Annotated in this window: 19 protein-coding genes and 1 rRNA gene; 15 read left to right on the top strand and 5 right to left on the bottom strand. The window is 72.8% G+C overall.

All coding sequences use genetic code 11. The features are described 5' to 3' along the window. The 3 genes from rrf to ABZY45_RS16430 all read left to right on the top strand — a co-directional run. A 5S ribosomal RNA gene (gene rrf, locus ABZY45_RS16440) occupies positions 1-92 on the top strand; the annotation flags it as partial. A gap of 210 nt (positions 93-302) precedes the next feature. Continuing rightward, complete coding sequence (locus ABZY45_RS16435; protein WP_356740427.1) at positions 303-1739, top strand: hypothetical protein; 1437 nt, start codon at positions 303-305, stop codon at positions 1737-1739. After that, positions 1736-2491 (top strand): hypothetical protein, encoded by a 756-nt coding sequence (locus tag ABZY45_RS16430; RefSeq protein ID WP_356740426.1) that lies wholly within the window; start codon positions 1736-1738, stop codon positions 2489-2491. Before ABZY45_RS16435 ends, ABZY45_RS16430 begins: the two co-directional genes overlap by 4 nt. A 111-nt stretch (positions 2492-2602) precedes the next feature. Here the strand turns inward: ABZY45_RS16430 and ABZY45_RS16425 are convergent, their stop codons facing one another. Continuing rightward, complete coding sequence (locus ABZY45_RS16425) at positions 2603-3883, bottom strand: DUF1015 domain-containing protein (RefSeq protein WP_356740424.1); 1281 nt, start codon at positions 3881-3883, stop codon at positions 2603-2605. Positions 3884-3955: 72 nt separating this feature from the next. Between ABZY45_RS16425 and ABZY45_RS16420 the strand changes: the two genes are divergently transcribed. The 4 genes from ABZY45_RS16420 to ABZY45_RS16405 all read left to right on the top strand — a co-directional run bounded on the left by ABZY45_RS16420 (position 3956) and on the right by ABZY45_RS16405 (position 8078). Beyond that, on the top strand, positions 3956-4984 hold the full coding sequence (locus ABZY45_RS16420) for an HAD hydrolase-like protein (protein ID WP_356740422.1): 1029 nt from the start codon (positions 3956-3958) through the stop codon (positions 4982-4984). Between the two features lie 198 nt (positions 4985-5182). Then, complete coding sequence (locus tag ABZY45_RS16415; protein ID WP_356740463.1) at positions 5183-6163, top strand: iron chelate uptake ABC transporter family permease subunit; 981 nt, start codon at positions 5183-5185, stop codon at positions 6161-6163. Further along, entirely contained in the window at positions 6160-7218 is a 1059-nt protein-coding gene (locus ABZY45_RS16410; RefSeq protein WP_356740420.1) for an iron chelate uptake ABC transporter family permease subunit, read from the top strand. The genes ABZY45_RS16415 and ABZY45_RS16410 overlap by 4 nt, the downstream gene beginning before the upstream one ends. 56 nt (positions 7219-7274) lie before the next feature. Continuing rightward, positions 7275-8078, top strand: coding sequence for an ABC transporter ATP-binding protein (locus ABZY45_RS16405; RefSeq protein ID WP_356740418.1), 804 nt, complete (start codon positions 7275-7277; stop codon positions 8076-8078). A 35-nt stretch (positions 8079-8113) separates the two neighbouring features. Here ABZY45_RS16405 and ABZY45_RS16400 read toward each other — a convergent pair whose 3' ends face one another. Continuing rightward, entirely contained in the window at positions 8114-8461 is a 348-nt protein-coding gene (locus ABZY45_RS16400; protein ID WP_356740416.1) for an SCP2 sterol-binding domain-containing protein, read from the bottom strand. A gap of 42 nt (positions 8462-8503) precedes the next feature. Here ABZY45_RS16400 and ABZY45_RS16395 point away from each other — a divergent pair, with 42 nt between their 5' ends. From ABZY45_RS16395 to ABZY45_RS16375, 5 genes are all read left to right on the top strand, one after another. Next, complete coding sequence (locus ABZY45_RS16395; RefSeq protein WP_356740414.1) at positions 8504-8818, top strand: hypothetical protein; 315 nt, start codon at positions 8504-8506, stop codon at positions 8816-8818. A 7-nt stretch (positions 8819-8825) separates the two neighbouring features. Then, positions 8826-9641, top strand: coding sequence for a TlyA family RNA methyltransferase (locus ABZY45_RS16390; RefSeq protein ID WP_073751094.1), 816 nt, complete (start codon positions 8826-8828; stop codon positions 9639-9641). A 44-nt stretch (positions 9642-9685) separates the two neighbouring features. Beyond that, complete coding sequence (locus tag ABZY45_RS16385; RefSeq protein ID WP_356740461.1) at positions 9686-10633, top strand: NAD kinase; 948 nt, start codon at positions 9686-9688, stop codon at positions 10631-10633. A 95-nt stretch (positions 10634-10728) separates the two neighbouring features. Next, positions 10729-12474 (top strand): DNA repair protein RecN, encoded by a 1746-nt coding sequence (gene recN / locus ABZY45_RS16380; protein ID WP_356740411.1) that lies wholly within the window; start codon positions 10729-10731, stop codon positions 12472-12474. Positions 12475-12646: 172 nt separating this feature from the next. Next, positions 12647-13726, top strand: coding sequence for a glycosyltransferase family 4 protein (locus tag ABZY45_RS16375; RefSeq protein ID WP_356740409.1), 1080 nt, complete (start codon positions 12647-12649; stop codon positions 13724-13726). 145 nt (positions 13727-13871) lie between these two features. Here the strand turns inward: ABZY45_RS16375 and ABZY45_RS16370 are convergent, their stop codons facing one another. From ABZY45_RS16370 to ABZY45_RS16360, 3 genes are all read right to left on the bottom strand, one after another. Next, complete coding sequence (locus ABZY45_RS16370; RefSeq protein WP_356740407.1) at positions 13872-15512, bottom strand: PucR family transcriptional regulator; 1641 nt, start codon at positions 15510-15512, stop codon at positions 13872-13874. 79 nt (positions 15513-15591) lie between these two features. Then, positions 15592-16989 (bottom strand): FAD-binding oxidoreductase, encoded by a 1398-nt coding sequence (locus ABZY45_RS16365; protein ID WP_356740405.1) that lies wholly within the window; start codon positions 16987-16989, stop codon positions 15592-15594. Between the two features lie 138 nt (positions 16990-17127). Beyond that, positions 17128-18930, bottom strand: coding sequence for a glycoside hydrolase family 15 protein (locus ABZY45_RS16360; protein WP_356740459.1), 1803 nt, complete (start codon positions 18928-18930; stop codon positions 17128-17130). Positions 18931-19367: 437 nt separating this feature from the next. Between ABZY45_RS16360 and ABZY45_RS16355 the strand changes: the two genes are divergently transcribed. The 3 genes from ABZY45_RS16355 (at position 19368) to ABZY45_RS16345 (ending at position 24037) form a co-directional block, all read left to right on the top strand. Next, complete coding sequence (locus tag ABZY45_RS16355) at positions 19368-21038, top strand: CTP synthase (protein ID WP_356740403.1); 1671 nt, start codon at positions 19368-19370, stop codon at positions 21036-21038. Positions 21039-21115: 77 nt separating this feature from the next. Then, complete coding sequence (locus ABZY45_RS16350; RefSeq protein WP_356740401.1) at positions 21116-21742, top strand: NUDIX hydrolase; 627 nt, start codon at positions 21116-21118, stop codon at positions 21740-21742. Between the two features lie 222 nt (positions 21743-21964). After that, complete coding sequence (locus ABZY45_RS16345; protein WP_356740399.1) at positions 21965-24037, top strand: tetratricopeptide repeat protein; 2073 nt, start codon at positions 21965-21967, stop codon at positions 24035-24037. Positions 24038-24088: the final 51 nt, after the last annotated feature.

The raw sequence follows: 24088 nt of genomic DNA, 5'->3' as shown, positions 1-24088 counted from the left end.
CGCCCGGTTACATTCCGAACCCGGAAGCTAAGCCTTTCAGCGCCGATGGTACTGCAGGGGGGACCCTGTGGGAGAGTAGGACGCCGCCGAACAATCTTTCAGGACCCTTGGTCCCAGCGTTCATGCTGGGACCAAGGGTCCTTTTTTTGTGCCGAAGCGCGTCCGTAGGTCGGCTGCGCGAGAATGTCTGTGGTACCCGATGACAGGAGTCACCCCCATGTCCACCAACTCTTCCGACGACCGTCCGGAGCGCGAGCCGCGTCGCCGGGACGGCGGTGACAGGGGCGGCTTCCGAGGCGGCCGTGACGACCGGTCCGGAGCGCCTCGTCGAGACAACGACCGTGGCGGTTTCCGCCGCGATGACCGCGATCGCGGCCCCCGTCGTGATGACAGTCGTGGTGCCGGCACCGGTGGTGGCGGTTTCCGTCGTGACGACCGTGCCCCGCGCCGTGATGACGACCGTGGTGGCTACCGTGGTGGCCAGCGCGACGACCGTGGTGGCCGTCCCAGTGGTGGCTTCGAGCGGCGTGACGACCGTGGTGGCCGTCCCAGCGGTGGCTTCGACCGGCGTGACGACCGTCCGCGCGGTCCCCGTCGCGACGACGACCGTCCCGGTGGCTTCCGCCGCGACGACAGCCGGGGTGGAACTGGTGGTGGATTCCGGCGCGACGACCGTGAGCGTGGTCCGCGCCGCGACGACGACCGGTCGAGCACCTTCCGTCGCGACGACCGTGCCCCGCGCCGTGATGACGACCGTGGTGGCTACCGTGGTGGCCAGCGTGACGACCGTGGTGGCCGTCCCGGCGGTGGCTTCGAGCGGCGTGACGACCGTGGTGGCCGTCCCAGCGGTGGCTTCGAGCGCCGCGACGACCGTCCGCGCGGTCCCCGTCGCGACGACGACCGTCCCGGTGGCTTCCGCCGTGACGACAGCCGGGGCAGCGGTACCGGTGGTGGCGGCTTCCGTCGTGATGACAGTCGTGGTGCCGGCACCGGTGGTGGCGGTTTCCGTCGTGACGACCGTGCCCCGCGCCGTGATGACGACCGTGGTGGCTACCGTGGTGGCCAGCGCGACGACCGTGGTGGCCGTCCCAGTGGTGGCTTCGAGCGGCGTGACGACCGTCCGCGCGGCCCGCGTCGCGACGACGACCGTCCCGGTGGCTTCCGCCGCGACGACAGCCGTGGCAGCGGTACCGGCGGTGGCGGCTTCCGCCGTGATGACCGTGAGCGTGGTCCGCGCCGCGACGACGACCGGTCGAGCACCTTCCGTCGTGACGACCGTGCCCCGCGCCGTGATGACGACCGTGGTGGCTACCGTGGTGGCCAGCGCGACGACCGTGGCGGCCGTCCCAGTGGTGGCTTCGACCGCCGCGACGACCGTGGTGGCCGTCCCAGTGGTGGCTTCGACCGGCGTGACGACCGTGGTGGCCGTCCCGGCGGTGGCTTCGACCGGCGTGACGACCGTCCGCGCGGTCCCCGTCGCGACGACGACCGTCCCGGTGGCTTCCGCCGCGACGACAGCCGTGGTGGAACCGGTGGTGCCTATCGTGGCGGCGACCGGGACCGTGGGCCGCGTCGTGACAACGACCGGAGCAGCGACCGTGGTGGTTACCGTGGGCGCGACGACCGTGGCGGTTACCAGGGACGCGACGACCGTGACCGCGAGCCCGTCAAGCGGCTCCCCATTCCCGACGACGTCACCGGCGACGAGATCGACAAGGACGTACGGCAGGAGCTGTTGAGCCTGCCGAAGACCCTCGCCGAAGATGTCGCGCGGAACCTCGTCATGGTCGCCCGTCTCATCGACGAGGACCCCGAGCAGGCCTACGCGTACTCGCGTATCGCCCTTCGTCTGGCGTCCAGGGTCGCGGCGGTGCGCGAGGCGGCGGGCTTCGCCGCGTACGCCACGCAGAAGTACGGGGAGGCGCTCGCGGAGTTCCGGGCCTCGCGCCGGATGACCGGTTCCGTGGAGCTGTGGCCCGTGATGGCCGACTGCGAGCGTGGGCTGGGCCGTCCCGAGAGGGCGATGGCCATGGCCGGTGAGCCCGAGGTGCAGAAGCTGGACAAGGCCGGCCAGGTGGAGATGCGCCTGGTCGCCGCCGGAGCCCGCAGGGACATGGGGCAGATCGACGCCGCGATCGTCACGCTGCAGAGCCCCGAGCTGGCCTCCAGCGCGGTCCACTCGTGGACGCCGCGCCTGCGGTACGCCTACGCCGACGCGCTCCTGGAGGCGGGCCGCGAGAGCGAAGCCCGTGAGTGGTTCGGCAAGGCCCTGGAGGCGGACAAGGACGGCGCGACGGACGCGTCCGACCGCCTCGCCGAACTCGACGGCGTCGAATTCGTCGACGCGCTCGGTGAGGACGAGGAACCGGCCGAGGAGCACGTCGGCGCAGCAGCCGACGAGCAGACCGACGTACCGGCCGAGGAGCCGGGCGACGTACCGGCCGACGAGGACGGGCAGGACAGCGACGAGGACGGGCCCGCGAAGGCCTGAGCGCTGATGTGACGTAGGACGGAGAAGGGCGGCACCCACCACGGGTGCCGCCCTTTTCTCGTTCCGGACGCGATGCGCGCAAACCCGGCACCGTCTGGCTCACGCGGTGCCTCAGCCGATGTCCAGGCTGCGCAGCACCAGCCCCGTCGCCGGCTTCGGGCCGAACGAAGTCGACTTGCGGGGCATCGTGACGCCCTGCCTGGCCAGGTCCCGCACGACGTCCTCGCGTACCGGATGCATCAGCACCGCCGTGGCTCCGTGGCGTTCGGCCTGCTCGACCGCCGCCGACGCGTCGTGGATGTAGGCGATGTGCTCCGGTGCGTCGGGGATCTCCCAGAGGCCGTCGAGCAGCGCGGAGTGCAGGACCGTCGCGTCGAGCCCGCGCCACACGTCCGGCCGGTCGGACCGGACCGTGCGGGACAGCAGGTCGTCGTCCGGTCGGTCGATCAGACGGAAGCGGCCGTCGCCGGCGAGCAGGAAGGCATTGCCCTCCGCGGACGCCTCCGCGAGTACGTCGAGGGCCCGGGGCAGAGGCCCCTCGACGGACCGGACGCGGAAGCGGCCGTCGAGGGCGCTCAGGGCCCGCGAGACCGGCAGCCGGTGCAGCAGACGGTGGATCGCGCGGACCTGGAGCGGATAGCGGGCCGTGTCGACGAGCAGGACGAGACCGAAGTCCCAGGGGCCCGGGCGGGTCTCTTCCTCCTGGAGCCGGAGGTAGGTGGCCCAGCGGTGGTGGCCGTCGGCGATCAGGGCCTGGCGGTGGGAGAGATCCGACTGGATCTCCGCACGCTCGGTGGGATCGGTGACCGCCCAGAGGCGGTGGCCGACGCCGTCCTCGGTCGTCGTGGTGAGCAGCGGGAGGCGCTCCACCACACGTTCGATCACCGCTGTCGCACCGTTTCGCCCGCCGTCACCGGCATAGCTCAGCAACAGCGGTTCGAGGTGGGCGCCGGCCGCGCGCATCAGGTCGGCGCGGTCCGCCACGACGTCGGCCATGACGTCCTCGTGCGGCAGTACCACGCCCTCCGACGCGGGGGAGAGGGCCAGGGCGCCGATCACTCCCCGCTGGAGCGTGTCCCCGGTCCGCTGCTCGTAGACGTACAGCGCGGGCACCGGGTCCGGTGCGAGGACGCCCTCCGCGAGCCAGCGGTTCAGGGTGTCGGCGGCCTGCCGGTTGCGCTCGGTGGCCGTGCCCGCCTGCGGGAGGATCAGCCGCACGATGTTGTGCGGGTCCGAGGACTCCAGGTGGTGCAGCCCGTCGGGCCGCACGACCACGTCGTACGGAGGCGAGGTCACCGCCGCCAGGCTGCCGACCCGCTCGGGAACGTACCGCAGTCCGCGGAAGGGGATCAGCCGCAGTCCCCGGCCGACGGCGTGCCCGGTTGTGTTCATCCGGGCATCGTATGTGCGCTTCCGTGATGCGCGATGATCGGGGGAGAGGCATGGAAAGAGGAGCGCACGCATATGAGTCAGCAGTACAGGTCCCGGCCGCTCGGCAGCAGCGCGGCGCTGAGCGAGGCGTACGACACGGCCCTGCTCGATCTCGACGGGGTGGTGTACGCGGGCGGGCATGCGATCGTCCACGCCGTCGAGTCGCTGGGCGCCGCCCGTGAGGGCGGCATGCACCTGGCCTACGTGACGAACAACGCCCTGCGGACCCCGGACGCGGTGGCCGAGCACCTGACGGAGCTGGGTGTGCCCGCCGAGCCGTCCGACGTGATCACGTCCGCACAGGCGGTGGCCCGGCTGATGTCCGATCAGTTGCCGTCCGGTGCCAAGGTGCTCGTGGTCGGCGGGGAGGGCCTGCGGGTCGCCCTGCGCGAGCGTGGTCTGGTGCCGGTGGAGTCGGCCGACGACGAGCCGGTCGCGGTGGCCCAGGGATTCGGGGGGCCCGATCTGCCGTGGGGCCGCTTCGCGGAGGCCGCCTACGCCATCACGCGCGGGGCGGTGTGGTTCGCGTCCAACACGGACCTGACGATTCCTGGAGCACGGGGCATCGCGCCGGGCAACGGCGCGGCGGTGGAGGTCGTACGGATCGCGACCGGTGCCGAACCCCAGGTCGCGGGCAAGCCCCTGCCGCCGATGCACCGCGAGACGGTGCTGAGGACCGGGGCCGAGCGGCCGCTGGTCGTGGGAGACCGGCTGGACACCGACATCGAGGGCGCGTTCAACGGCGGCGTCGACTCGCTGCTCGTGCTGACCGGGGTGACCGATGCCGCACAGCTGCTCGCGGCCGAGCCCAAGTACCGTCCCACCTTCGTGGACCGGGATCTGCGGGGCCTGCTCACCGGCCAGCCCGAGGTGACCGCGGAGGGCGGTGTCTTCCGCTGCGGTGGCTGGACCGCCGAGGTACGCGAGGGCGCTCTCGCCGTCGAGGGCGAGGGGGACGCGATCGACGGGCTGCGCGCCCTGTGCGGGGCGGCGTGGACCCACGCGGGGGAGGGTGCGTGCGGCCTGGACTCGGGGAAGGCCGTGGCCAGGCTGGGCCTTTAGAGCCGAGGCGCGACGGGCCCCGGGGCCGGGTGCAGCCGTGGCGCGACGGCCCTGGAGCCGGGTGCGGCCCGGGCACCGAGCAGTAGGGCCGACTGGAGGATAGGCTAGCCTAACCTGGTGTTGACCGAGAGTCCCCCCGAATCGAGTTCCGGCCGAGCGGCCGCGCCCGGCGAGCCCGCGCGCGCCGGGCGCCACGCGATGCGCGCCGCGGGCCTGCTGGTCGCCGTAGGCCTGCTGGTGCTGGTGTGCCTGGCGAGCATCGCGGTCGGCGCCAAGGCGCTTCCGCTCTCCGATGTGTGGCACGGCCTGTTCCACCACTCGGGGACCAACGGCGACGTCCTCGTCCGCGACGTCCGGGTCCCGCGTACGGTGCTCGGCCTGATCGTCGGAGCCGCGCTGGGGCTCGCAGGCGCGGTGATGCAGGCACTGACCCGCAACCCCCTCGCCGAGCCCGGACTGCTGGGTGTCAACGCCGGGGCGTCCGCGGCCGTCGTGTCGGCCATCAGCTTCTTCGGCGTCACCTCGCTGACGGGGTACGTCTGGTTCGCGTTCGCCGGGGCCGCGATCGTCTCCGTGGCGGTCTACCTGCTCGGCGGCAGCCGGTCCGCGAACCCCGTGCGGCTCGCGCTCGCCGGTACGGCGGTCACCGCCGCGCTGTACGGCTACGTCAACGCCGTACAGCTGCTGGACGCCGCGGCGCTGGACCGGCTGCGCTTCTGGACCGTGGGGTCGCTGGCCTCCGCGAACCCGGAGACCGTCGGCAAGGTGTGGCCGTTCATCGCGCTCGGGGTGCTGCTGTCCCTGCTCATCGCCCGGCCGCTCAACGCACTGGAGATGGGCGACGACACGGCCAGGGCGCTCGGCGCCCACCTGACCCGCACCCGCGTCCTCGCGATGGTGGCCGTCACCCTGCTCTGCGGTGCCGCGACCGCCGCCTGTGGGCCGATTGTCTTCATCGGGCTGATGATCCCGCACCTGGTCCGAACCGTCACGGGGCCCGACATGCGGTGGATCATGCCGTACGCCGCCGTGCTCGCACCCGTGCTGCTCCTCGGCGCGGACGTGGTGGGCAGGGTCGTGGCCCGCCCGTCCGAGCTCCAGGTGGGCATCGTCACCGCGCTCCTGGGCGGGCCTGTCTTCATCCATCTCGTACGACGCAAGAGGATGGCCCAGCTGTGAAGGCCACGCAGGACACCACCAGGACGGTCCGTGCCGTACGGACGGCCGGCGGGCTCTCCTTCCGGGTGGACGTCCGGGCCCTCGCCGTGATCGCGCTGCTCCTCGCGGCGGCGGCGTTCGCAGCCGTGGTGCTCATCGGGAGCGGCGACTTCGCCATGTCACCGGGACAGGTCGTCACCACCCTGTTCGGCAACGGCACCTTCCAGCAGGAGTTCATCGTCACCGAACTGCGGCTGCCCCGGGTCCTGGTCGGGCTCCTGGTCGGTGCCGCGCTCGGCATCGGCGGGGCCGTCTTCCAGAGCGTCTCCCGCAACCCGCTCGGCAGCCCCGACGTGCTGGGCTTCGGCCAGGGGTCCGCGGTCGGCGCGCTCGTCGTCATCGTGCTGTTCCACGGTGACCCCACCGCGGTCGCCGCCGGCGCCGTCGGAGGAGGCCTGCTGACCGGCGCCGCCGTCTACCTGCTCGCCTGGAAGCGCGGCGTGCACGGCTACCGGCTCGTCCTCGTCGGCATCGGTGCCGCCGCGATGCTCACCGCGGCGACGCACTTCCTGATCACCAAGGCCAACCTCGTCGACGCCACCCGCGCGGTCGTCTGGATGACCGGCTCCCTGGACGGCCGGGACTGGGCGCAGGTCTGGCCCCTGCTGGGTGTCTGCTGCGTCCTGATACCCGTGATCCTGGCGTACGGACGACCGCTGCGCATGATCGAGATGGGCGACGACGCCGCCCACGCCCTGGGCGTACGGGTGGAACGCACCCGGCTCGTCCTGCTGGGCTGCGCCGTGCTCCTCGTCGCCGTCGCGACCGCGGCCGCCGGGCCCATCGTCTTCGTCTCCCTCAGCGCCCCGCAGGTCGCCCGCAGGCTCACCCGCGCGCCCGGCCCCAACCTGGCCGCCGCGGCGGGCACGGGCGCGGCCCTGCTGCTCGTCGCCGACTGGACCGCCATGAACGCCTTCGGTGACCGTCAGCTCCCCGTGGGCGTGGTCACGGGGGTGCTCGGCGGCTGCTACCTGCTCTGGCTCCTGGTCACCGAGCGCAAGGCGGGACGCATATGAAACCGGGTACGCCGGACACCCCGCGGACCCACCCCATCGAATTTGGGAGTACGACCATGCAGCGCCTCACCGCGGAATCGGTGACCCTCGGCTACGACCAGCGGACCATCGCCGAGAACCTGTCGGTGGAGATACCCGACAACTCCTTCACGGTCATCGTCGGGCCCAACGCCTGCGGCAAGTCCACCCTGCTGCGCGCCCTCTCCCGGATGCTGCGGCCGAGCGGCGGAGACGTCCTGCTGGACGGGCAGTCCATCCACCGCATGCCCGCGAAGAAGGTCGCCAGGACCCTGGGCCTGCTGCCCCAGTCCTCCATCGCCCCCGACGGCATCACCGTCGCCGACCTGGTGGCGCGTGGCCGCTACCCCCACCAGGGTCTGCTGCGGCAGTGGTCGCCGGAGGACGAGCGGATCGTGAAGGAGTCGATGGAGTCGACCGGCGTCGGCGAGCTCGCCGAGCGCTACGTCGACGAACTGTCCGGCGGCCAGCGTCAGCGGGTCTGGATCGCCATGGCACTCGCCCAGCAGACCCCGCTGCTGCTGCTCGACGAACCGACGACGTACCTGGACATCCAGCACCAGATCGACATACTCGACCTCTGCGCCGAGCTGCACGAGAGCCAGGGCCGCACACTGGTGGCCGTGCTGCACGACCTCAATCACGCCGCCCGGTACGCCACGCACCTCATCGCCATGCGTGAGGGCACGATCGTCGCGGAGGGCGCCCCCGGCGACGTCGTCACCGCGCAGCTCGTGGAGGAGGTGTTCGGGATGCGGTGCCAGATCATCGACGACCCCGAGACGGGAACGCCCCTCGTGATCCCGGCCGCCCGCAGGAAGCGCGCCGAGGTCTCCGTCTGAGCCCCGGGGCAAAGCGCCGCACCCGGGCCGACCGGCTACAGCAGCGACTTGAGTTTCAGCAGATCACGGAAGCCCGCCTCCAGCCGGACCCGCCCCGACCCCCAGGCCTTCGCGAAGTTCAGCTCACCGCCGACCATGGCCACCAGGTCGTCGCCCGTCATCGCGAGCCGGATCTCGGCCTTCTCCCGGGGTGGGCCCTCCAGGGTGTCCAGCACCGTGATCCTGCCGTCCGACAGCCGTCCGGTGAACGTGACGTCCAGATCTCTGATGTGGCAGCTCAGCGAGCGGTCGAGGGCGGCGGCACCACGAACGTCCCCGTCCGCGCCCGCCAGATTGTCGGAAAGTGTGTCGAGTGCGCTGCGGCACTCCGCCATGGTCGCCATCGTCACCGACGGTACACCGGCCCTTCGGGGTAGCGTTCCCGCATGAGCGACTGGATGCCGGGTCCGGACACGGCGCAGCGGGGTGAGGCGGCCGAAGGTGCCGCCGCACCGCCCGCCGCGCCGCCCGAGCCCTCCTTCGATCCCGCACCGCCCGCGCCCCTCGGCGTCGCGCGCACCCCCACCGGGCACGCCGGTGTCGACGCGCGGCTGGAGCGGCTGGCCGATGCGGACCACCTCGCGGCGGACGGCCACCACGAGGTGTACGAGGATGTACACCGTGGGCTGCGCGACGAGCTGACCGCGCTGGACGCCCGGCCCGCACCCGCACCGACGCCCACGCACGACAACAGGAGCTGAACCGAACGTGGCAGGAGTGGCACGTCGCCGCCTCGACGCCGAGCTGGTACGCCGCAAGCTCGCCCGCTCGCGTGAGCACGCGAGCCAGCTGATCGCAGCGGGGCGGGTGACCGTAGGCGGCAACACCGCGACCAAACCCGCCACCCAGGTCGAGACGAGCGCCGCCGTCGTCGTCGTCAAGGACGACAGCGACCCGGAGTACGTCTCGCGCGGCGGGCACAAACTCGCCGGCGCCCTCGCAGCGTTCGGCCCGCTCGGGCTGAGGGTCGAAGGACGGCGGGCGCTGGACGCCGGGGCCTCGACGGGCGGCTTCACCGATGTGCTGCTGCGGGCCGGAGCCGGACACGTCGTGGCCGTGGACGTCGGCTACGGCCAGCTCGCCTGGTCCCTGCAGTCGGATGAACGTGTCACCGTCAAGGACCGTACCAACGTACGAGAGTTGACGCTGGAGCAGATCGACGGGAAGGCGGTGGATCTGGTGGTCGGGGACCTGTCCTTCATTCCGCTCGGTCTCGTGCTGCCCGCGCTCGCGCGCTGCGCGGCGCCCGACGCCGACCTGGTGCTCATGGTCAAGCCGCAGTTCGAGGTGGGCAAGGAGCGCCTCGGCAGCGGCGGTGTGGTCCGCAGCCCCGAGCTGCGGGCCGAAGCGGTACGGGAGGTGGCGCGCCGGGCCGGTCTGCTGGGCCTCGGCGTGCAGGGGGTGACGGCGAGCCCGCTTCCCGGGCCGTCGGGGAATGTCGAGTACTTTCTGTGGCTGCGGGCCGGAGCACCTGAGCTGGATCCCGCGGATGTCGACCGTGCAGTGGCGGAGGGGCCCCGTTGACGACGCATGCGGCACAGACCGGGAACGTGGAAGAGCCCGGGAACGTGGAAGAGCCCGGGAGAGCGGAGCGACCCGGGAGCGCCGAACAGCCCGGGAACGCGGAACGCACCGTCTTCCTGCTCGCGCACACCGGCCGTCCGGCCGCGATCCGCAGTGCCGAGCTCGTCGTCCAGGGCCTGCTGCGCAACGGCCTCGGCGTCCGGGTGCTGGCAGCGGAGGCACAGGACCTGCCGTTGCCGCCGGCCGTGGAGACGGTCACGGACGCGACCCCTGACGCCGTGGACGGCTGCGAGCTGCTGATCGTGCTCGGCGGGGACGGGACTCTGCTGCGCGGCGCCGAGATCTCCCGCGCCTCCGGGGTGCCGATGCTCGGCGTCAACCTCGGACGGGTGGGATTCCTCGCCGAGGCGGAGCGTGACGACCTGGACCAGGTCGTCGAGCGCGTCGTCAGCCGCGCGTACCAGGTCGAGGAGCGGATGACGCTCGATGTCGTCGTACGCAGCAACGGAGACATCGTGCACACCGACTGGGCGCTCAACGAGGCCGCCGTGCAGAAAGTCTCGCCCGAACGGATGCTTGAGGTCGTGCTGGAGATCGACGGCCGTCCGGTGACCGGGTTCGGCTGCGACGGCATCGTCTGCGCCACGCCGACCGGCTCGACCGCCTACGCCTTCTCGGCCGGCGGCCCCGTCGTGTGGCCCGAGGTCGAGGCCCTGCTGATGGTGCCGATCAGCGCCCACGCGCTCTTCGCCAAGCCGCTCGTGACCTCGCCCACCTCGGTCCTGGCCGTGGAGGTCCAGCCGCACACGCCGCACGGGGTGCTGTGGTGCGACGGGCGCCGGACGGTCGAGCTGCCCGCCGGGGGCAGGGTCGAGGTGCGGCGCGGCGCCGTGCCCGTACGCCTCGCCCGGCTGCACCAGGCCTCGTTCACCGACCGTCTCGTGGCCAAGTTCGCGCTGCCGGTGCAGGGCTGGCGGGGCGCCCCGCACTGATGCGCGGGACGGCTGTCGCGGGCCGTGTCCACACCCGCGGGAGTGAATCGGACACCGGGGCCCGTCGCACACCGGCCGCCGGACCTCGTAAGGTCATGTCCGTGTTGGAGGAGATGCGGATACGGTCGCTCGGAGTCATCGACGACGCGGTGGTGGAGCTGTCACCCGGTTTCACCGCGGTGACGGGTGAGACCGGCGCGGGCAAGACCATGGTCGTCACCAGCCTCGGGCTGCTGCTCGGCGGGCGCGCCGACCCCGCCCTGGTGCGGATCGGTGCCAAGGCCGCGGTCGTCGAGGGGCGGATCACGGTGTCCCCGGGCGACGCGGTGGCTGTACGCGCCGAGGAGGCAGGGGGCGAGATCGAGGACGGTGCGCTGCTCGTCAGCCGTACGGTCTCGGCCGAAGGGCGTTCGCGGGCGCATCTCGGGGGCAGATCCGTGCCCGTGGGCGTGCTGGCCGAGCTCGCCGACGAGCTCGTAGCCGTGCACGGCCAGACCGATCAGCAGGGTCTGCTCAAGCCCGCGCGGCAGCGCCAGGCCCTGGACCGCTACGCGGGCGACGGTGTGGACGTACCGCACACCAAGTACGCCGCCGCCTACCGCCGGCTGCGCGCGGTCGTCACCGAGCTCGACGAACTGACCACGCGGGCCCGGGAGCGGGCCCAGGAAGCGGACCTCCTGCGTTTCGGCCTCGACGAGGTCGCCGCCGTGGAGCCGCTGCCCGGCGAGGACACCGAGCTCGCGGCCGAGGCCGAGCGGCTCGGGCACGCCGAGGCGCTCGCCTCCGCCGCCGCACTCGCCCACGCGGCGCTCGCGGGCGACCCGGAGGACCAGGAGGGCGTGGACGCCACCACCGTGGTGGCCGCAGCCGGCCGGTCCCTGGACGCCGTACGGGCGCACGACCCCGCGCTGGCCGCCCTCGCGGACCGGATCGGGGAGATCTCGATCCTGCTCGGGGACGTGGCCGGGGAACTCGCCGGGTACGCCGACCAGCTGGACGCCGACCCGCTGCGCCTCGCCGCGGTGGAGGAACGCCGTGCCGCGCTCACCGCGCTCACCCGCAAGTACGGCGAGGACATCACCGCCGTGCTCGCCTGGGCCGAGGAGGGCGCCGCCCGGCTGACCGAGCTGGAGGGCGACGACGACCGGATCGGCGAGCTCACCGCGGAGCGCGACGCGCTGCGCGCGGAACTCTCCGTCCTCGGGCAGGAACTGACCGACGCCCGGACCGAGGCGGCGGCCCGCTTCGCGGCGGCCGTCACCGAGGAGCTGGCCTCGCTCGCGATGCCGCACGCCCGGGTCTCCTTCGCCATCGGGCAGACGGAGGCGCCCGACGAGGCCTCCGGCATCGACATCGGCGGCCGGAGCGTCCTCTACGGGCCTTCCGGCGCGGACGAGGTCGAGCTCCTGCTGGCGCCGCACCCCGGTGCCCAGCCCCGGCCGATCGCCAAGGGCGCCTCCGGCGGTGAGCTGTCCCGGGTGATGCTCGCCGTCGAGGTGGTCTTCGCCGGCTCCGATCCCGTGCCGACCTATCTCTTCGACGAGGTCGACGCGGGGGTCGGCGGCAAGGCGGCGGTCGAGGTCGGCCGGCGGCTCGCCAAGCTCGCCAGGTCCGCGCAGGTCGTCGTGGTCACCCACCTCCCGCAGGTGGCGGCCTTCGCCGACCGCCAGCTCCTGGTCGAGAAGACGGTGGACGGATCGGTGACCAGGAGCGGTGTCACGGTCCTGGAGGGCGAGGACAGGGTGCGGGAGCTGTCCCGGATGCTGGCCGGCCAGGAGGACTCCGAGACGGCGAGGGCTCACGCCGAGGAACTGCTGGAGACCGCGCGGGCCGACGGATAGCGGGCCGGCGTCAGCTCCACGCCTCGCTACTCACTCGTACGAGTGGGGTGGCTCGGCTCGCTGTCCCCGTGACGGCGGGAAGAACGTTTCGTCGGTCCCGGAACGTGCGTACGGACTGGCATCCTTGGCGCTGTACATATCACCGACTCGGGAGCCCCGGGAGCCGATCAACGTGTCACAGCTGCGTACGGTCCAAGTACTGGGCGGCGGTGCCGGAAGCAGCGCTCATGTCAGTTCGCTCGCCGCGGGTCTGATCGCCAGAGGGGTGCAGGTCACCGTCTGCGCCCCGGCCGGTACGGGCCGCGCCCACGGCCTCCCCGCGACCGGCGCCCGCTTCGTCGCGGTGCCCCGCCGCAGCGACCCCGCGGCCGTCGCCGCCCTCCGTACGGCGTGCACGGGCGCGGACATCGTCCACGCCCATGGACTCCACGCGGCCCTGCGCGCCGGGCTCGCGCTCAGTGGCCGGGGCACCCCACTGGTCGTCACCTGGCACACCCGCGCCGACGTCGAGGGCGCCCGGGCCAGGCTCCAGCGGATGCTGGAGCGCAGGGCGGCCCGCGCGGCGGCCGTCGTGCTCGCTACGTCGTGGGACCTCGTCGACCGGGCCCGCCGCCGGGGAGCCAGGGACGCCAGGCTCGCCCCGGCGCCGGTCCCGGCGAGCCGCCTCCCGGGTGCCGCGGACGACGGCAAGCTGCGCGCCGAACTGGGGGCCGTAGGGAGGCCGTTGCTGGTGACGGTGGCCCAGCCCGGCCACGGCACGCTGCTGGATGCCGCTCGCGAGTGGCAGGCACTCGACCCCGCGCCCCTGCTGGTCGTGGCGGGGGAGGGCCCCGAAGCCGGTGCCGTGCGGAGCCGGGTCGCGGAGGAGGGGCTGCCCGTCGTCTTCACCGACGCCCGGGACGGCTTCGCCGAACTCCTCTCCACCGCCGACCTCGCCCTCGTGGCGGGCCGGGGGGCGGCCGGGCCGCCACTCGCCCAGGAGGCGCTGCGGCTCGGTGTCCCGCTGGTCGCCACCCGTTCCGACGGATTGCCCGACCTCGTCGGCGACGCGGCGGACCTGGTCGCGTACGGCGACGCCCCGGCACTCTCCGGCGCCGTCGCACAGCTCCTCGCCGACCCCGGCCGGCGGGCACGGCTCGCGGATGCGGGCCGTGCCCAGGCCGCGGCCTGGCCCACCGAGGAGGACACGATCGCCCACGTGCTCTCCGTCTACGACGAGTTGGCCCAGCCCTTCACGGTCGACCGCACCTGAGCGGTCTCCCCGCAGGGCTGACCGGGACGGCGGCCACGGGCACGTGTCTCGGGCGGTGTGCCCCCGCCTCGGGCGGTGTGCCCCCGCCTCGGGCGGTGTGACAGCTCGGGCGATGTGCCCGCACCTCCCGCGGTGTGACGGCGTCTCAGGCGGTGTGGCGGCGTGCCCGCAGGGCCAGGCTGAGCGCGAGCACCGACTGCGGATCGTCCAGATCGGTGCCGAGCAGCTCGCCGATCCGCGCCAGCCTGTTGTAGAGGGTCTGCCGGTTCAGATGCAGATCCCGCGCCGCCTCCGCCTTGCGGCCCGCATGGGCGAGGTACGCCTCCAGCGTGGGCAGCAGCTCGGGACGCGAGGTCCGGTCGTGCTCGCGCAGCGGCCCGATCGCCCGGTCCACGAAGGACGCCAGGTCCGGGTGGTCCCGCAGACGCCACAGCAACAGGTCGATGTCCAGACTTCGCGCGTCGAACCAGGGGCGCTCCCCGAGTCCCTGCGCCGCCGTCGCCGCCTCCGCCGCGTGCCGCAGCCCCGCCCCGGCAGCCGCCCACCCGCCCGGCGCGCCGACCACCACGACGACCGGGGTACGGCCTCCGGCCCCCTCCAGCCCCGCCCGGTGCGCGCCGGCCCGCAGCGCCGCCGCCACCCGGTCCGCCAGCGCCGGCCGCGCGGTCCCGGGGCGCAGGGCCAGCAACAGCGGAACCCTGCCCTCGACCGGCCGCACCCCCACCAGCACCGGGACGCCCACCGCGGCGAGTTCCTCCGTCACGGCGCGGGCCAGCAGTGCCCAGCTGCCCGAGGGCGCCGACCCGGGGGAGAGCCGCATCACCACCGGCAGCAGCTGATCCGTACCCGGTCTGAACCCCAGCACCCCGGCCTGCGCGGGCGCGTCACCGGGGGCGACCCGCCCCTCGGCGAGATCGGTGAGGAAGTCCCCGCGCCCCCGCGCCGCCACCTCCTCCTCCTGGCGGGCCTGCATCAGCACGACGGCGACGATGCCGGCCGCCCGCTCCGCGGCCATCCGGTGCACCGCCACCAGCGGCCCCGACACCGGGAGCAGCACCAGCCGGGCCCGCACGGCACCGGTGCCCGGCCCGCCGCCCGGGACGTCCACCAGGACCGCCCCGGCCGACGGTGTCTCCCGGGCCTCGCGGGCTCCGCGCAATCCCTCCCAGACCTGGAGCGGATCGGCGCCCACCGGCCCGGTCCCGGGTCCCGCGGCGAACAGCAGTCCGCCGTCCGGGGTCTCCAGGAAGACCGGGTTGGCGGCGAAGTCCGCCACGATCCCCAGGACCTGCGGCACGCCTCCGCCGCCCAGCACCGCCTGCGTGCACCTGCGGTGGACCTCCTCGGCCCGCTGGAGGAGGGCGTAGTGGCCGTTGACGATCTCCGTGTGGATCGCCTCTGTCACCGCCACGAACGGCACCTCACGGTGCAGTTGCACGAGCGGCAGTCCCGCCGTCCGCGCCGCCTCCACGATCGCCGCGGGGAGGCGGCTGAAGCGCGGGCCGAGCTCCACCACCAGCGCCGCGATGCCGCTGTCGGCCAGCCTGCGGACGAAGGCACGCTGCTCGGCGGGCCGGGACCCGATCCCGAGCCCGGTCGTGAGCAGCAGCTCCCCGCCCTTGAGTAGGGCCGGGAGATTGGGTGCCTCACCGGCGTGCACCCAGCGCACCGCGCGGTCCAGGCGGTCCTCACACGTCAGGACCTCGGGGAGGCCGGCCCGCAGCCCCGGCAGCCCGAGCGCCCGCCGTACGGTGATCCCGCCTTCTGTGCCGCCCTCTGCGCCCACTGATCCGGCCTCGTGTTCCCGCTCGCCCGTGACGGGGCGAACGCCCCGGTCAGGAAGCTACCGGGCCCGGCCCGGCACGTCACACCAGGGCGACGGCGGGCTTCACGTTGTGGTTCAGGTGGAACACGTTGTCGGGGTCGTAGCGCGCCTTGACGCGGGACAGCCGCTCGTAGGCCTGCTCCCCGAAGCCGGCGACCACCCGCTCCTGCCCTTCGCGCCCGATGAAGTTGAGGTAGACGTCCCCGCTGGCCCACGGCATCACAGCGGCCCGCACCTCGCGTACCCACCGCTTGGCCCGCTCGTCGTCGGCCGGGCTCTCCCACACGCCGAACGGATGTACGGCCCACGGGGAGGTGCGCCAGGGCAGCGGGTAGTCCGCGGGCCCCCGGGCCACCGCCCCGCCCATCGGGAAGAGCACGTGCTGCGTGCCGGTGGGGACGGGCATCGTCTCGGCGCCGGCGCAGAAGGCTGCCGCCGCCTCGTCGGGCATGCCGCGCAGATACTCGGCAGACCAGTAGTTCCGCATCCCGGGCGGGTCGTCGAGCATGCACTGCAGATCCGCGTACGCGACCGCGTCGATCACCTCGGCGTCGGGCCCCAGCGCGCGCAGAGGCGCCGCCACGTCGCGTGCCTCCGCCTCCGGGCCGGCGTAGGTGAGCAGCACCGCGCAGGCGAGACGGCCCACCATGGCCTCGGGCACCCACTCCTCCGGGGGGCCGGTGAGATAGATGCAGCCGCCGCCCGCGGCGTCAGGGGCGGACTCCATCACGTCCCGGTACGTACGGACCACCTCGGGGCCCCTCTCCGGCCGGAAGAGGAGCAGCGCCATGTTCATCGCGGGCAGGTCGTGCAGCCGCAGCGTGAGCGAGGTGACCACGCCGAAGTTCCCGCCACCGCCGTGCAGGGCCCAGAACAGCTCCGGATTCTCGTCCGCGCCGGCGCGGACCGTGGTGCCGTCCGCCGTCACGACATCGGCGGCCAGCAGGTTGTCGCAGGCCAGGCCGAACCTGCGCTCCAGCCAGCCCGAGCCGCCGCCCAGGGTGAAGCCGCCGACCCCGGTGGTGGAGACCCGGCCACCCGTGGTCGCCAGGGCGAAGGGCTGGGTGGCACGGTCGAGATCGCTCATGACGGCGCCTCCGCCGACGCGGGCGGACATGGCGTCCCGGTCCACAGCGACTCCGCTCATCCGGCGCAGGTCGATCACCAGACCGCCCTCGCTCAGAGCCATGCCCGCCACGCTGTGGCCGCCCCCGCGCACGGCGACCTCCAGCTCGTGGTCGCGCGCGAAGCGCAGAGCCCGCGCGACATCCGGCTCGTCCGCGCACTGGGCGACCACCGCGGGTCTGCGGTCGATCATGCTGTTGAACACGGTGCGCGCCTCGTCGTAGCCCGGGTCGCCGGGGGCGTGGACGTCACCGGAGAAGCCGGAGCGCAAGCCGGTCAGGGCGGCGTCCGTCAAAGGAGTGGGGGGTGTCATGTGGTGCCCCCTTCGCAGGGCCTGAACAGGACCTTCCCATCGTAGGCCCGGCCACGGACATCGGCCGTTCCACAGGGGTCGGTCCCGTCATACCCCTGCGGGGTGTCACAGGAAGAGTCCCGTGACACCCCTGCGGGGTCAGCCGGCGTACGCCCCGCTCGCCGTCAGCCGGAGCGCCGTGTCGATCAGCGGCACATGGCTGAACGCCTGCGGGAAGTTGCCCACCTGGCGCTGGAGACGTGAGTCCCACTCCTCGGCCAGCAGGCCGAGGTCGTTGCGGAGGGACAGCAGCTTCTCGAAGAGCCGGCGGGCCTCGTCGACCCGGCCGATCATCGCCAGGTCGTCCGCCAGCCAGAACGAGCAGGCCAGGAACGCGCCCTCGTCGCCCTCCAGGCCGTCCACACCCGCGTCCTCACCCTCGGTCGGGTACCGCAGGACGAAACCGTCCTCCGTGGACAGTTCGCGCTGGATCGCCTCGATCGTGCCGATGACCCGCTTGTCGTCCGGAGGCAGGAAGCCCATCTGCGGGATCAGCAGCAGCGACGCGTCCAGCTCCTTGGAGCCGTAGGACTGTGTGAAGGTGTTGCGCTCAGGGTCGTAGCCCCGCTCGCAGACATCGCGATGGATGTCGTCCCGCAGCTGGTACCACCGCTCCAGCGGGCCCTCCGTGTCCCCGGACTCGATCAGCTTGATCGTCCGGTCCACGGCGACCCAGGCCATGACCTTGGAGTGCACGAAGTGCCGGCGAGGGCCGCGCACCTCCCAGATGCCCTCGTCGGGCTCGTCCCAGTGCTTCTCCAGGTAGCTGATCAGCTTGAGCTGGAGGCCCATGGCGTAGTCGTTGCGGGTCAGACCCGTCATGTGCGCCAGGTGCAGGGCCTCGGTGACCTCGCCGTAGACGTCGAGCTGGAGCTGGTTCGCCGCGCCGTTCCCGACCCGGACCGGGCCGGAGTTCTCGTAACCCGGAAGCCAGTCCAGCTCCGCCTCGCCGAGCTCCCGCTCGCCCGCGATGCCGTACATGATCTGAAGGTTCTCCGGGTCGCCCGCCACGGCCCGCAGCAGCCACTCGCGCCAGGCGCGGGCCTCCTCGCGGTAACCCGTGCGCAGCAGGGACGAGAGCGTGATCGCCGCGTCGCGCAGCCAGGTGTAGCGGTAGTCCCAGTTGCGCGAGCCGCCGATGTCCTCGGGGAGCGAGGTGGTCGGGGCGGCGACGATGCCCCCGGTCGGGGCGTAGGTGAGCGCCTTCAGGGTGATCAGCGAGCGGACGACCGCCTCACGGTAGGGGCCGTGGTACGTGCAGTGCTCGACCCACTCGCGCCAGAAGTTCTCCGTGGCCTCCAGGGAGCTCTCCGGCTCCGGCATGGCGGGCGGCTCGTGGTGCGAGGGCTGCCAGCTGATCGTGAAGGCGATCCGGTCGCCCGGCGACACGGCGAAGTCGGAGTACGTGGTCAGATTCTGGCCGTACGTCTCCGCGTCGGTGTCCAGCCACACCGAGTCGGGGCCCGCGACGGCCACCGTGCGGCCGTCGACCTTGTGGACCCACGGGGTGACGCGTCCGTAACTGAAACGCATCCGGAGCTCGGAGCGCATCGGAACCCGGCCGCTCACGCCCTCCACGATGCGGATGAGCTGCGGCGCGCCGTCACGCGGCGGCATGAAATCCGTCACGCGGACCGTGCCGCGGTCGGTGTCCCACTCCGATTCCAGGACGAGTGAGTCGCCGCGATAACGGCGCCGGTCCGCCGGCGGGGGCTCCGCCCCCTCGGGGCGGGCGGGACCGATCCGCCAGAAACCGTTCTCCTCGGTGCCGAGAAGTCCGGCAAAAATTGCATGGGAGTCGAAGCGGGGAAGACACAGCCAGTCCGCTGTGCCGTCCCGGCAGACCAGGGCAGCGGTCTGCATGTCTCCGATGAGTGCGTAATCCTCGATGCGCCCGGCCACGTGCTTCTCCAGTCGAACGGCCATGTCGCCCCGCAGGGCGCTAACTGCTGGTCAAGGGGTCGTTGTAATAGAACCGACGAGCTCTTGCACGGGTGAGCGGGCTGGGGTGGAGCCGCTGGGCCGGCCAACTCGGCAGCGAGTGTCCGAGCAGGATACGACGCACCTGGGAGATCCGCGCGACTGTCTGCAGGTTGTCCGCCCCCTGTCATCAGGAATGGGTGGGCTCTGCGACGACTGTGGTGATCTTGTGCCCACGCCGGGCGGGGCATGGCCGGAAGCAGCCTCCCTTCGTCGCTGTTACCCTGGTAGCCCGTGGACCGGTGGTCGTCCCGACAGTGGACGAGGCCCCCGAACCGCAGCGACGGCGCCTCCGGAAACCTCCGGACGGCACGCCGGCACGCACCTCACGATCGCGACCACGGGAGCCCCCTTTGGCTATGCAGCCCACATCCACGACGACCAAGCACATCTTCGTCACCGGGGGTGTCGCCTCCTCCCTCGGCAAGGGTCTGACTGCCTCCAGCCTGGGTGCCCTGCTCAAGGCACGTGGCCTGCGGGTCACCATGCAGAAGCTCGACCCCTATCTCAACGTCGACCCCGGCACGATGAATCCCTTCCAGCACGGTGAGGTGTTCGTCACCAACGACGGCGCCGAGACCGACCTGGACATCGGCCACTACGAGCGCTTCCTCGACGTCGACCTCGACGGCTCGGCCAACGTCACCACCGGCCAGGTCTACTCGCAGGTCATCGCCAAGGAGCGGCGCGGCGAGTACCTCGGCGACACCGTCCAGGTCATCCCGCACATCACCAACGAGATCAAGCACCGCATCCGCCGTATGGCGACCGACGACGTGGACGTCGTCATCACCGAGGTCGGCGGCACGGTGGGCGACATCGAGTCGCTGCCCTTCCTGGAGACGGTCCGCCAGGTCCGCCACGAGGTCGGCCGCGACAACGTCTTCGTCGTGCACATCTCACTGCTGCCCTACATCGGCCCGTCCGGTGAGCTGAAGACCAAGCCCACCCAGCACTCCGTCGCCGCCCTGCGCAACATCGGCATCCAGCCCGACGCCATCGTCCTGCGCGCCGACCGCGACGTCCCGACCGCCATCAAGCGCAAGATCTCGCTGATGTGCGACGTCGACGAGGCCGCGGTCGTGGCCTGCGTGGACGCCAAGTCGATCTACGACATCCCCAAGGTGCTGCACACCGAGGGCCTCGACGCCTACGTCGTCCGCAAGCTCGACCTGCCGTTCCGCGACGTCGACTGGACCACCTGGGACGACCTGCTGGACCGCGTCCACAACCCCGACCACGAGGTCACCGTCGCCCTGGTCGGCAAGTACATCGACCTGCCGGACGCCTACCTCTCGGTCACCGAGGCCATCCGGGCCGGCGGCTTCGCCAACAAGGCGCGCGTGAAGGTCAAGTGGGTCGCGTCCGACGACTGCAAGACCCCGGCGGGCGCCGCGAAGCAGCTCGGCGACGTCGACGCCGTCTGCATCCCCGGCGGCTTCGGCGAGCGCGGCGTGATCGGCAAGGTCGGCGCGATCCAGTACGCCCGCGAGAACAAGGTGCCGCTGCTCGGCCTGTGCCTCGGCCTCCAGTGCATCGTGATCGAGGCCGCGCGGAACCTCGCCGGCATTCCGGACGCCAACTCCACCGAGTTCGACGCCGCCACCTCCCACCCCGTCATCTCGACGATGGAGGAGCAGCTCGCCTACGTCGAGGGCGCCGGCGACCTGGGCGGCACCATGCGGCTCGGCCTCTACCCGGCCAAGCTCGCCGAGGGCTCCCTGGTCCGTGAGGCCTACGCGGGCGAGCCGTACGTCGAGGAGCGCCACCGCCACCGCTACGAGGTCAACAACGGCTACCGCGCGGAGCTGGAGAAGAAGGCCGGACTGGTCTTCTCCGGCACCTCCCCGGACAACAAGCTCGTCGAGTACGTCGAGTACCCGCGCGAGGCACACCCCTACCTGGTCGCCACCCAGGCGCACCCGGAGCTGCGCTCCCGCCCGACGCGCCCTCACCCGCTCTTCGCGGGCCTGGTGAAGGCAGCCGTGGAGCGCAAGGTCGCCGCGCAGGGGACGGGCGCCGACGCGTAAGGCGATACGGTTGACCGGGGTACGGATCCTTCACGGGATGCGTGCCCCGGTTTCTGTTTGTTCGTGGGAGGACGTAGATGGGTTTCCAGGACACGCCCGAGGAGTGGCAGGTCACCGCGTCGGTGACCCCCTTCACCGGTAACAAGACCAGCGTCCGCACCGACGACGTCGTGATGCCCGACGGCAGCGTCCACAGCCGCGACTACCAGGTCCACCCCGGCTCCGTCGCGGTGCTCGCGCTCGACGAGGACGGCCGGGTCCTCGTCCTGCGGCAGTACCGCCACCCGGTGCGCCACAAGCTCTGGGAGATCCCCGCCGGGCTGCTCGACGTCCCCGGCGAGAACCCCCTGCACGCGGCACAGCGCGAGCTGTACGAGGAGGCCCACGTCAAGGCCGAGGACTGGCGGGTGCTGACCGACGTCTACACCACGCCCGGCGGCTGCGACGAGGCCGTGCGCATCTTCCTCGCCCGGAACCTCTCCGAGGCCGAGGGCGAACGCTTCGCGGTCGCAGAGGAGGAGGCCGACATGGAGCAGGCCAGGGTGCCGCTGCAGGAGCTCGTCCGGGGCGTGCTCGCAGGAGACCTGCACAACAACTGCCTGGTCGTGGGTGTCCTCTCGCTCACCGCGGTGCTCGCGGGCGACGGGGTGGACTCGCTGCGCCCGGCCGAGGCGCCGTGGCCCGCGCGCCCGTTCGAGGCCTGACGGCCCGCTCCCGCTCTGCCGTCGCCGGTCCGTCCTCCTCGGACGACCGGCGGCGGGCCGGCCGGCGGCCGGAACCATCGCCAGATCGTACGAAATGCTGATCCGATCGGGGGATGTACCCGCCGCGCCCGGCCGTGATCGCCCGCACCACTGAACTACGCTCGAAAGGCCCCGACCGGAGTTCCGGCGGGCAACCGCGTGCAGCGAAGTGGAGCGTGGCCCGTGACCGATCAGGCGGTGGACACCAGCGGCCCGGCCGAAGCGGCGGGGACAGCCGGAGCCGAGGGACCGCCCGACCTGACTCCATCTCAGTTCTTCGGCCGCGAACGCGAGTTGAAATCCCTTCAGGACGACATCGAGCGCGCCGGTCTCGACACCCTGGCCGGTCGCAAGGCGGCCCGTGCCAGGGTCCTGCTGATCGCCGGCCGGCCCGGATCCGGACGCACCGCCCTCGCCGTCGAGCTCACCCGGCGGGTCGCCGAATCCGGCGACCACCCCGACGGGGTCTTCCGGATCTCGCTCACGGAGCCGGGAGGGGAACGTGTCCCCGCCGAACGCACCGCACGCGAACTGCTCGGCCTGCTCCACATCGCCGCCCCGCCCGGCGCCGACGAGGACGAACTCTCCGAGATGGTCCGCGAGGCGTTCGCGGTACGCCGTGCCCTGATCCTGCTCGACGACGCGGTGGACGCCGAGCAGGTCGACCCGCTGCTGCCGGACAACCCGGACTGCCTGGTGGTCGCCACCTCCACCGGCCCCCTCACCGGCATCCCCGGAGTCCGTCCGTGCACCCTCGGCGGACTCGACGCGGGCTCCGCGGTCCAGTTGCTCGCCCGCAGCATCGGCCAGGTCCGCATCACCGTCGACCCGCGGGCCGCCGAGACGCTCGCGGAGGAGTGCGGCGGGCTGCCCGCCGCGCTGACCCTGGTCGCGGGGTGGCTCGCCGCCCGTCCCGGCGCGTCGGTCGCGGATGCCACCAAGCAACTGCTCGACCAGCAGGACGACCCCGAACAGCCCGCCGGGGCACGTCCGTTGGCCCGCGCCTTCCGACTGGCCCATGAGTCGCTCCCGCCGGCCGCCGCCCGGATACTGCGGCTGCTCGCCCTGGCGCCCGCAGGACTGGCCGACGCCCACACCGCGTCCGCGCTCGCCGGCTGCTCCGTGTCGGCCGCGCAGACCACCCTGGACGACTTCGTCCGCCTCGGGCTGCTGCGGACGAACGGCGCGCGACAGCCGCAGTACGAGGTGCCCGGCTCCCTGGCCCCGCTGGTACGCGCCGCGCTGGAGGAGCGGGAGAGGCCCGCCGAGATCCAGCTCGCGCGGGCCAGGATGCTGGAGCGGACGGTGCGCAGACTCCAGGCGTGCCGCGCCGTCACCGACCCCGAGGACTCCCCGGCCCGCCGCCGGCTCGCCGGGCTGCCGCGCTCGTTGCGCTTCCCCGACCCGGGCTCCGCCGCCGAGTGGCTGCGGATCCGTGAGCCCGCCCTGCTGGCCTCCGCCCGGCTCGCGGTGCGGGACGGCGAGCTGGACACCCTCGCCCGCCGGCTGGTGGCCGCGCTCGTCCGCGCCCTCGCCGTGCACCGTGGCACCGAGGACGCCGCTCCCGTGCTGTACGGGCTGCACGGGCTGGTCCTGGATGTGGCGGAGCGCCGCGATCTGCCCAGGGAGAAGGCCGCGGCGCTGCTCAACCTCGCCGATCTGGACGCCAGGACCGGCCGTACGCGAGAGGCCCTGAACCGCTACCGGGCCGCCCTCGACGCCGGACGCGCGGCGAACGACCTCTACGCGACCGGCCGGGCGATGGAATCCGCAGGCGGTGCCTATGCGGAGCTGGGTGACTTCAACCGGGCGTCCGACTGGTACGGCAGGGCCCTCGCCCAGCGGCTCACGCAGGGCGAGGCGGCCGAGGCGGCGCGGCTGTACGGGCGCCTCGGAGCCGTCCACACGTACACCGGGCGGTACGGCGAGGCCTTGCGCAACTGGCGGGCCGCGGCAGCGGGCCACCGCAGGCTCGGGGACCTGCCGGCCCAGGCGCGGGCGCTCGGCGAGGCCGCGCGGGTCCAGGAGTACGCGGGCCGGCCGCGTGAGTGTCTGCACACCTGCCGTGAGGCGGTCGACCTGGCGCGCCGGGCGGGTGACGTGCGTCTCCAGGCGGCGCTGGAGCTCCGGCTGGCCGACACCCTGGACCGGCTGGGAGACCCGGCGGCGGCCAGGCTGCACCGCTCGGCCGCCGACAGATTGCTGGGCGAGGAGAGCTCGACCTACGAAATCCGTAGTACTTCGATCGAAACTTAATGCTTTGTAAGGCTGGACAGCGGGAAGTCCTTCATTAATGATGGCTCTGCC

This window comes from Streptomyces sp. NPDC006516, from assembly GCF_040611875.1.
In the GTDB taxonomy this organism is placed as follows: Bacteria; Actinomycetota; Actinomycetes; order Streptomycetales; family Streptomycetaceae; genus Streptomyces.
The sequence above is the reverse complement of the archived record's forward strand: the minus strand, read 5'-3'. Positions and strand labels throughout refer to the sequence as shown.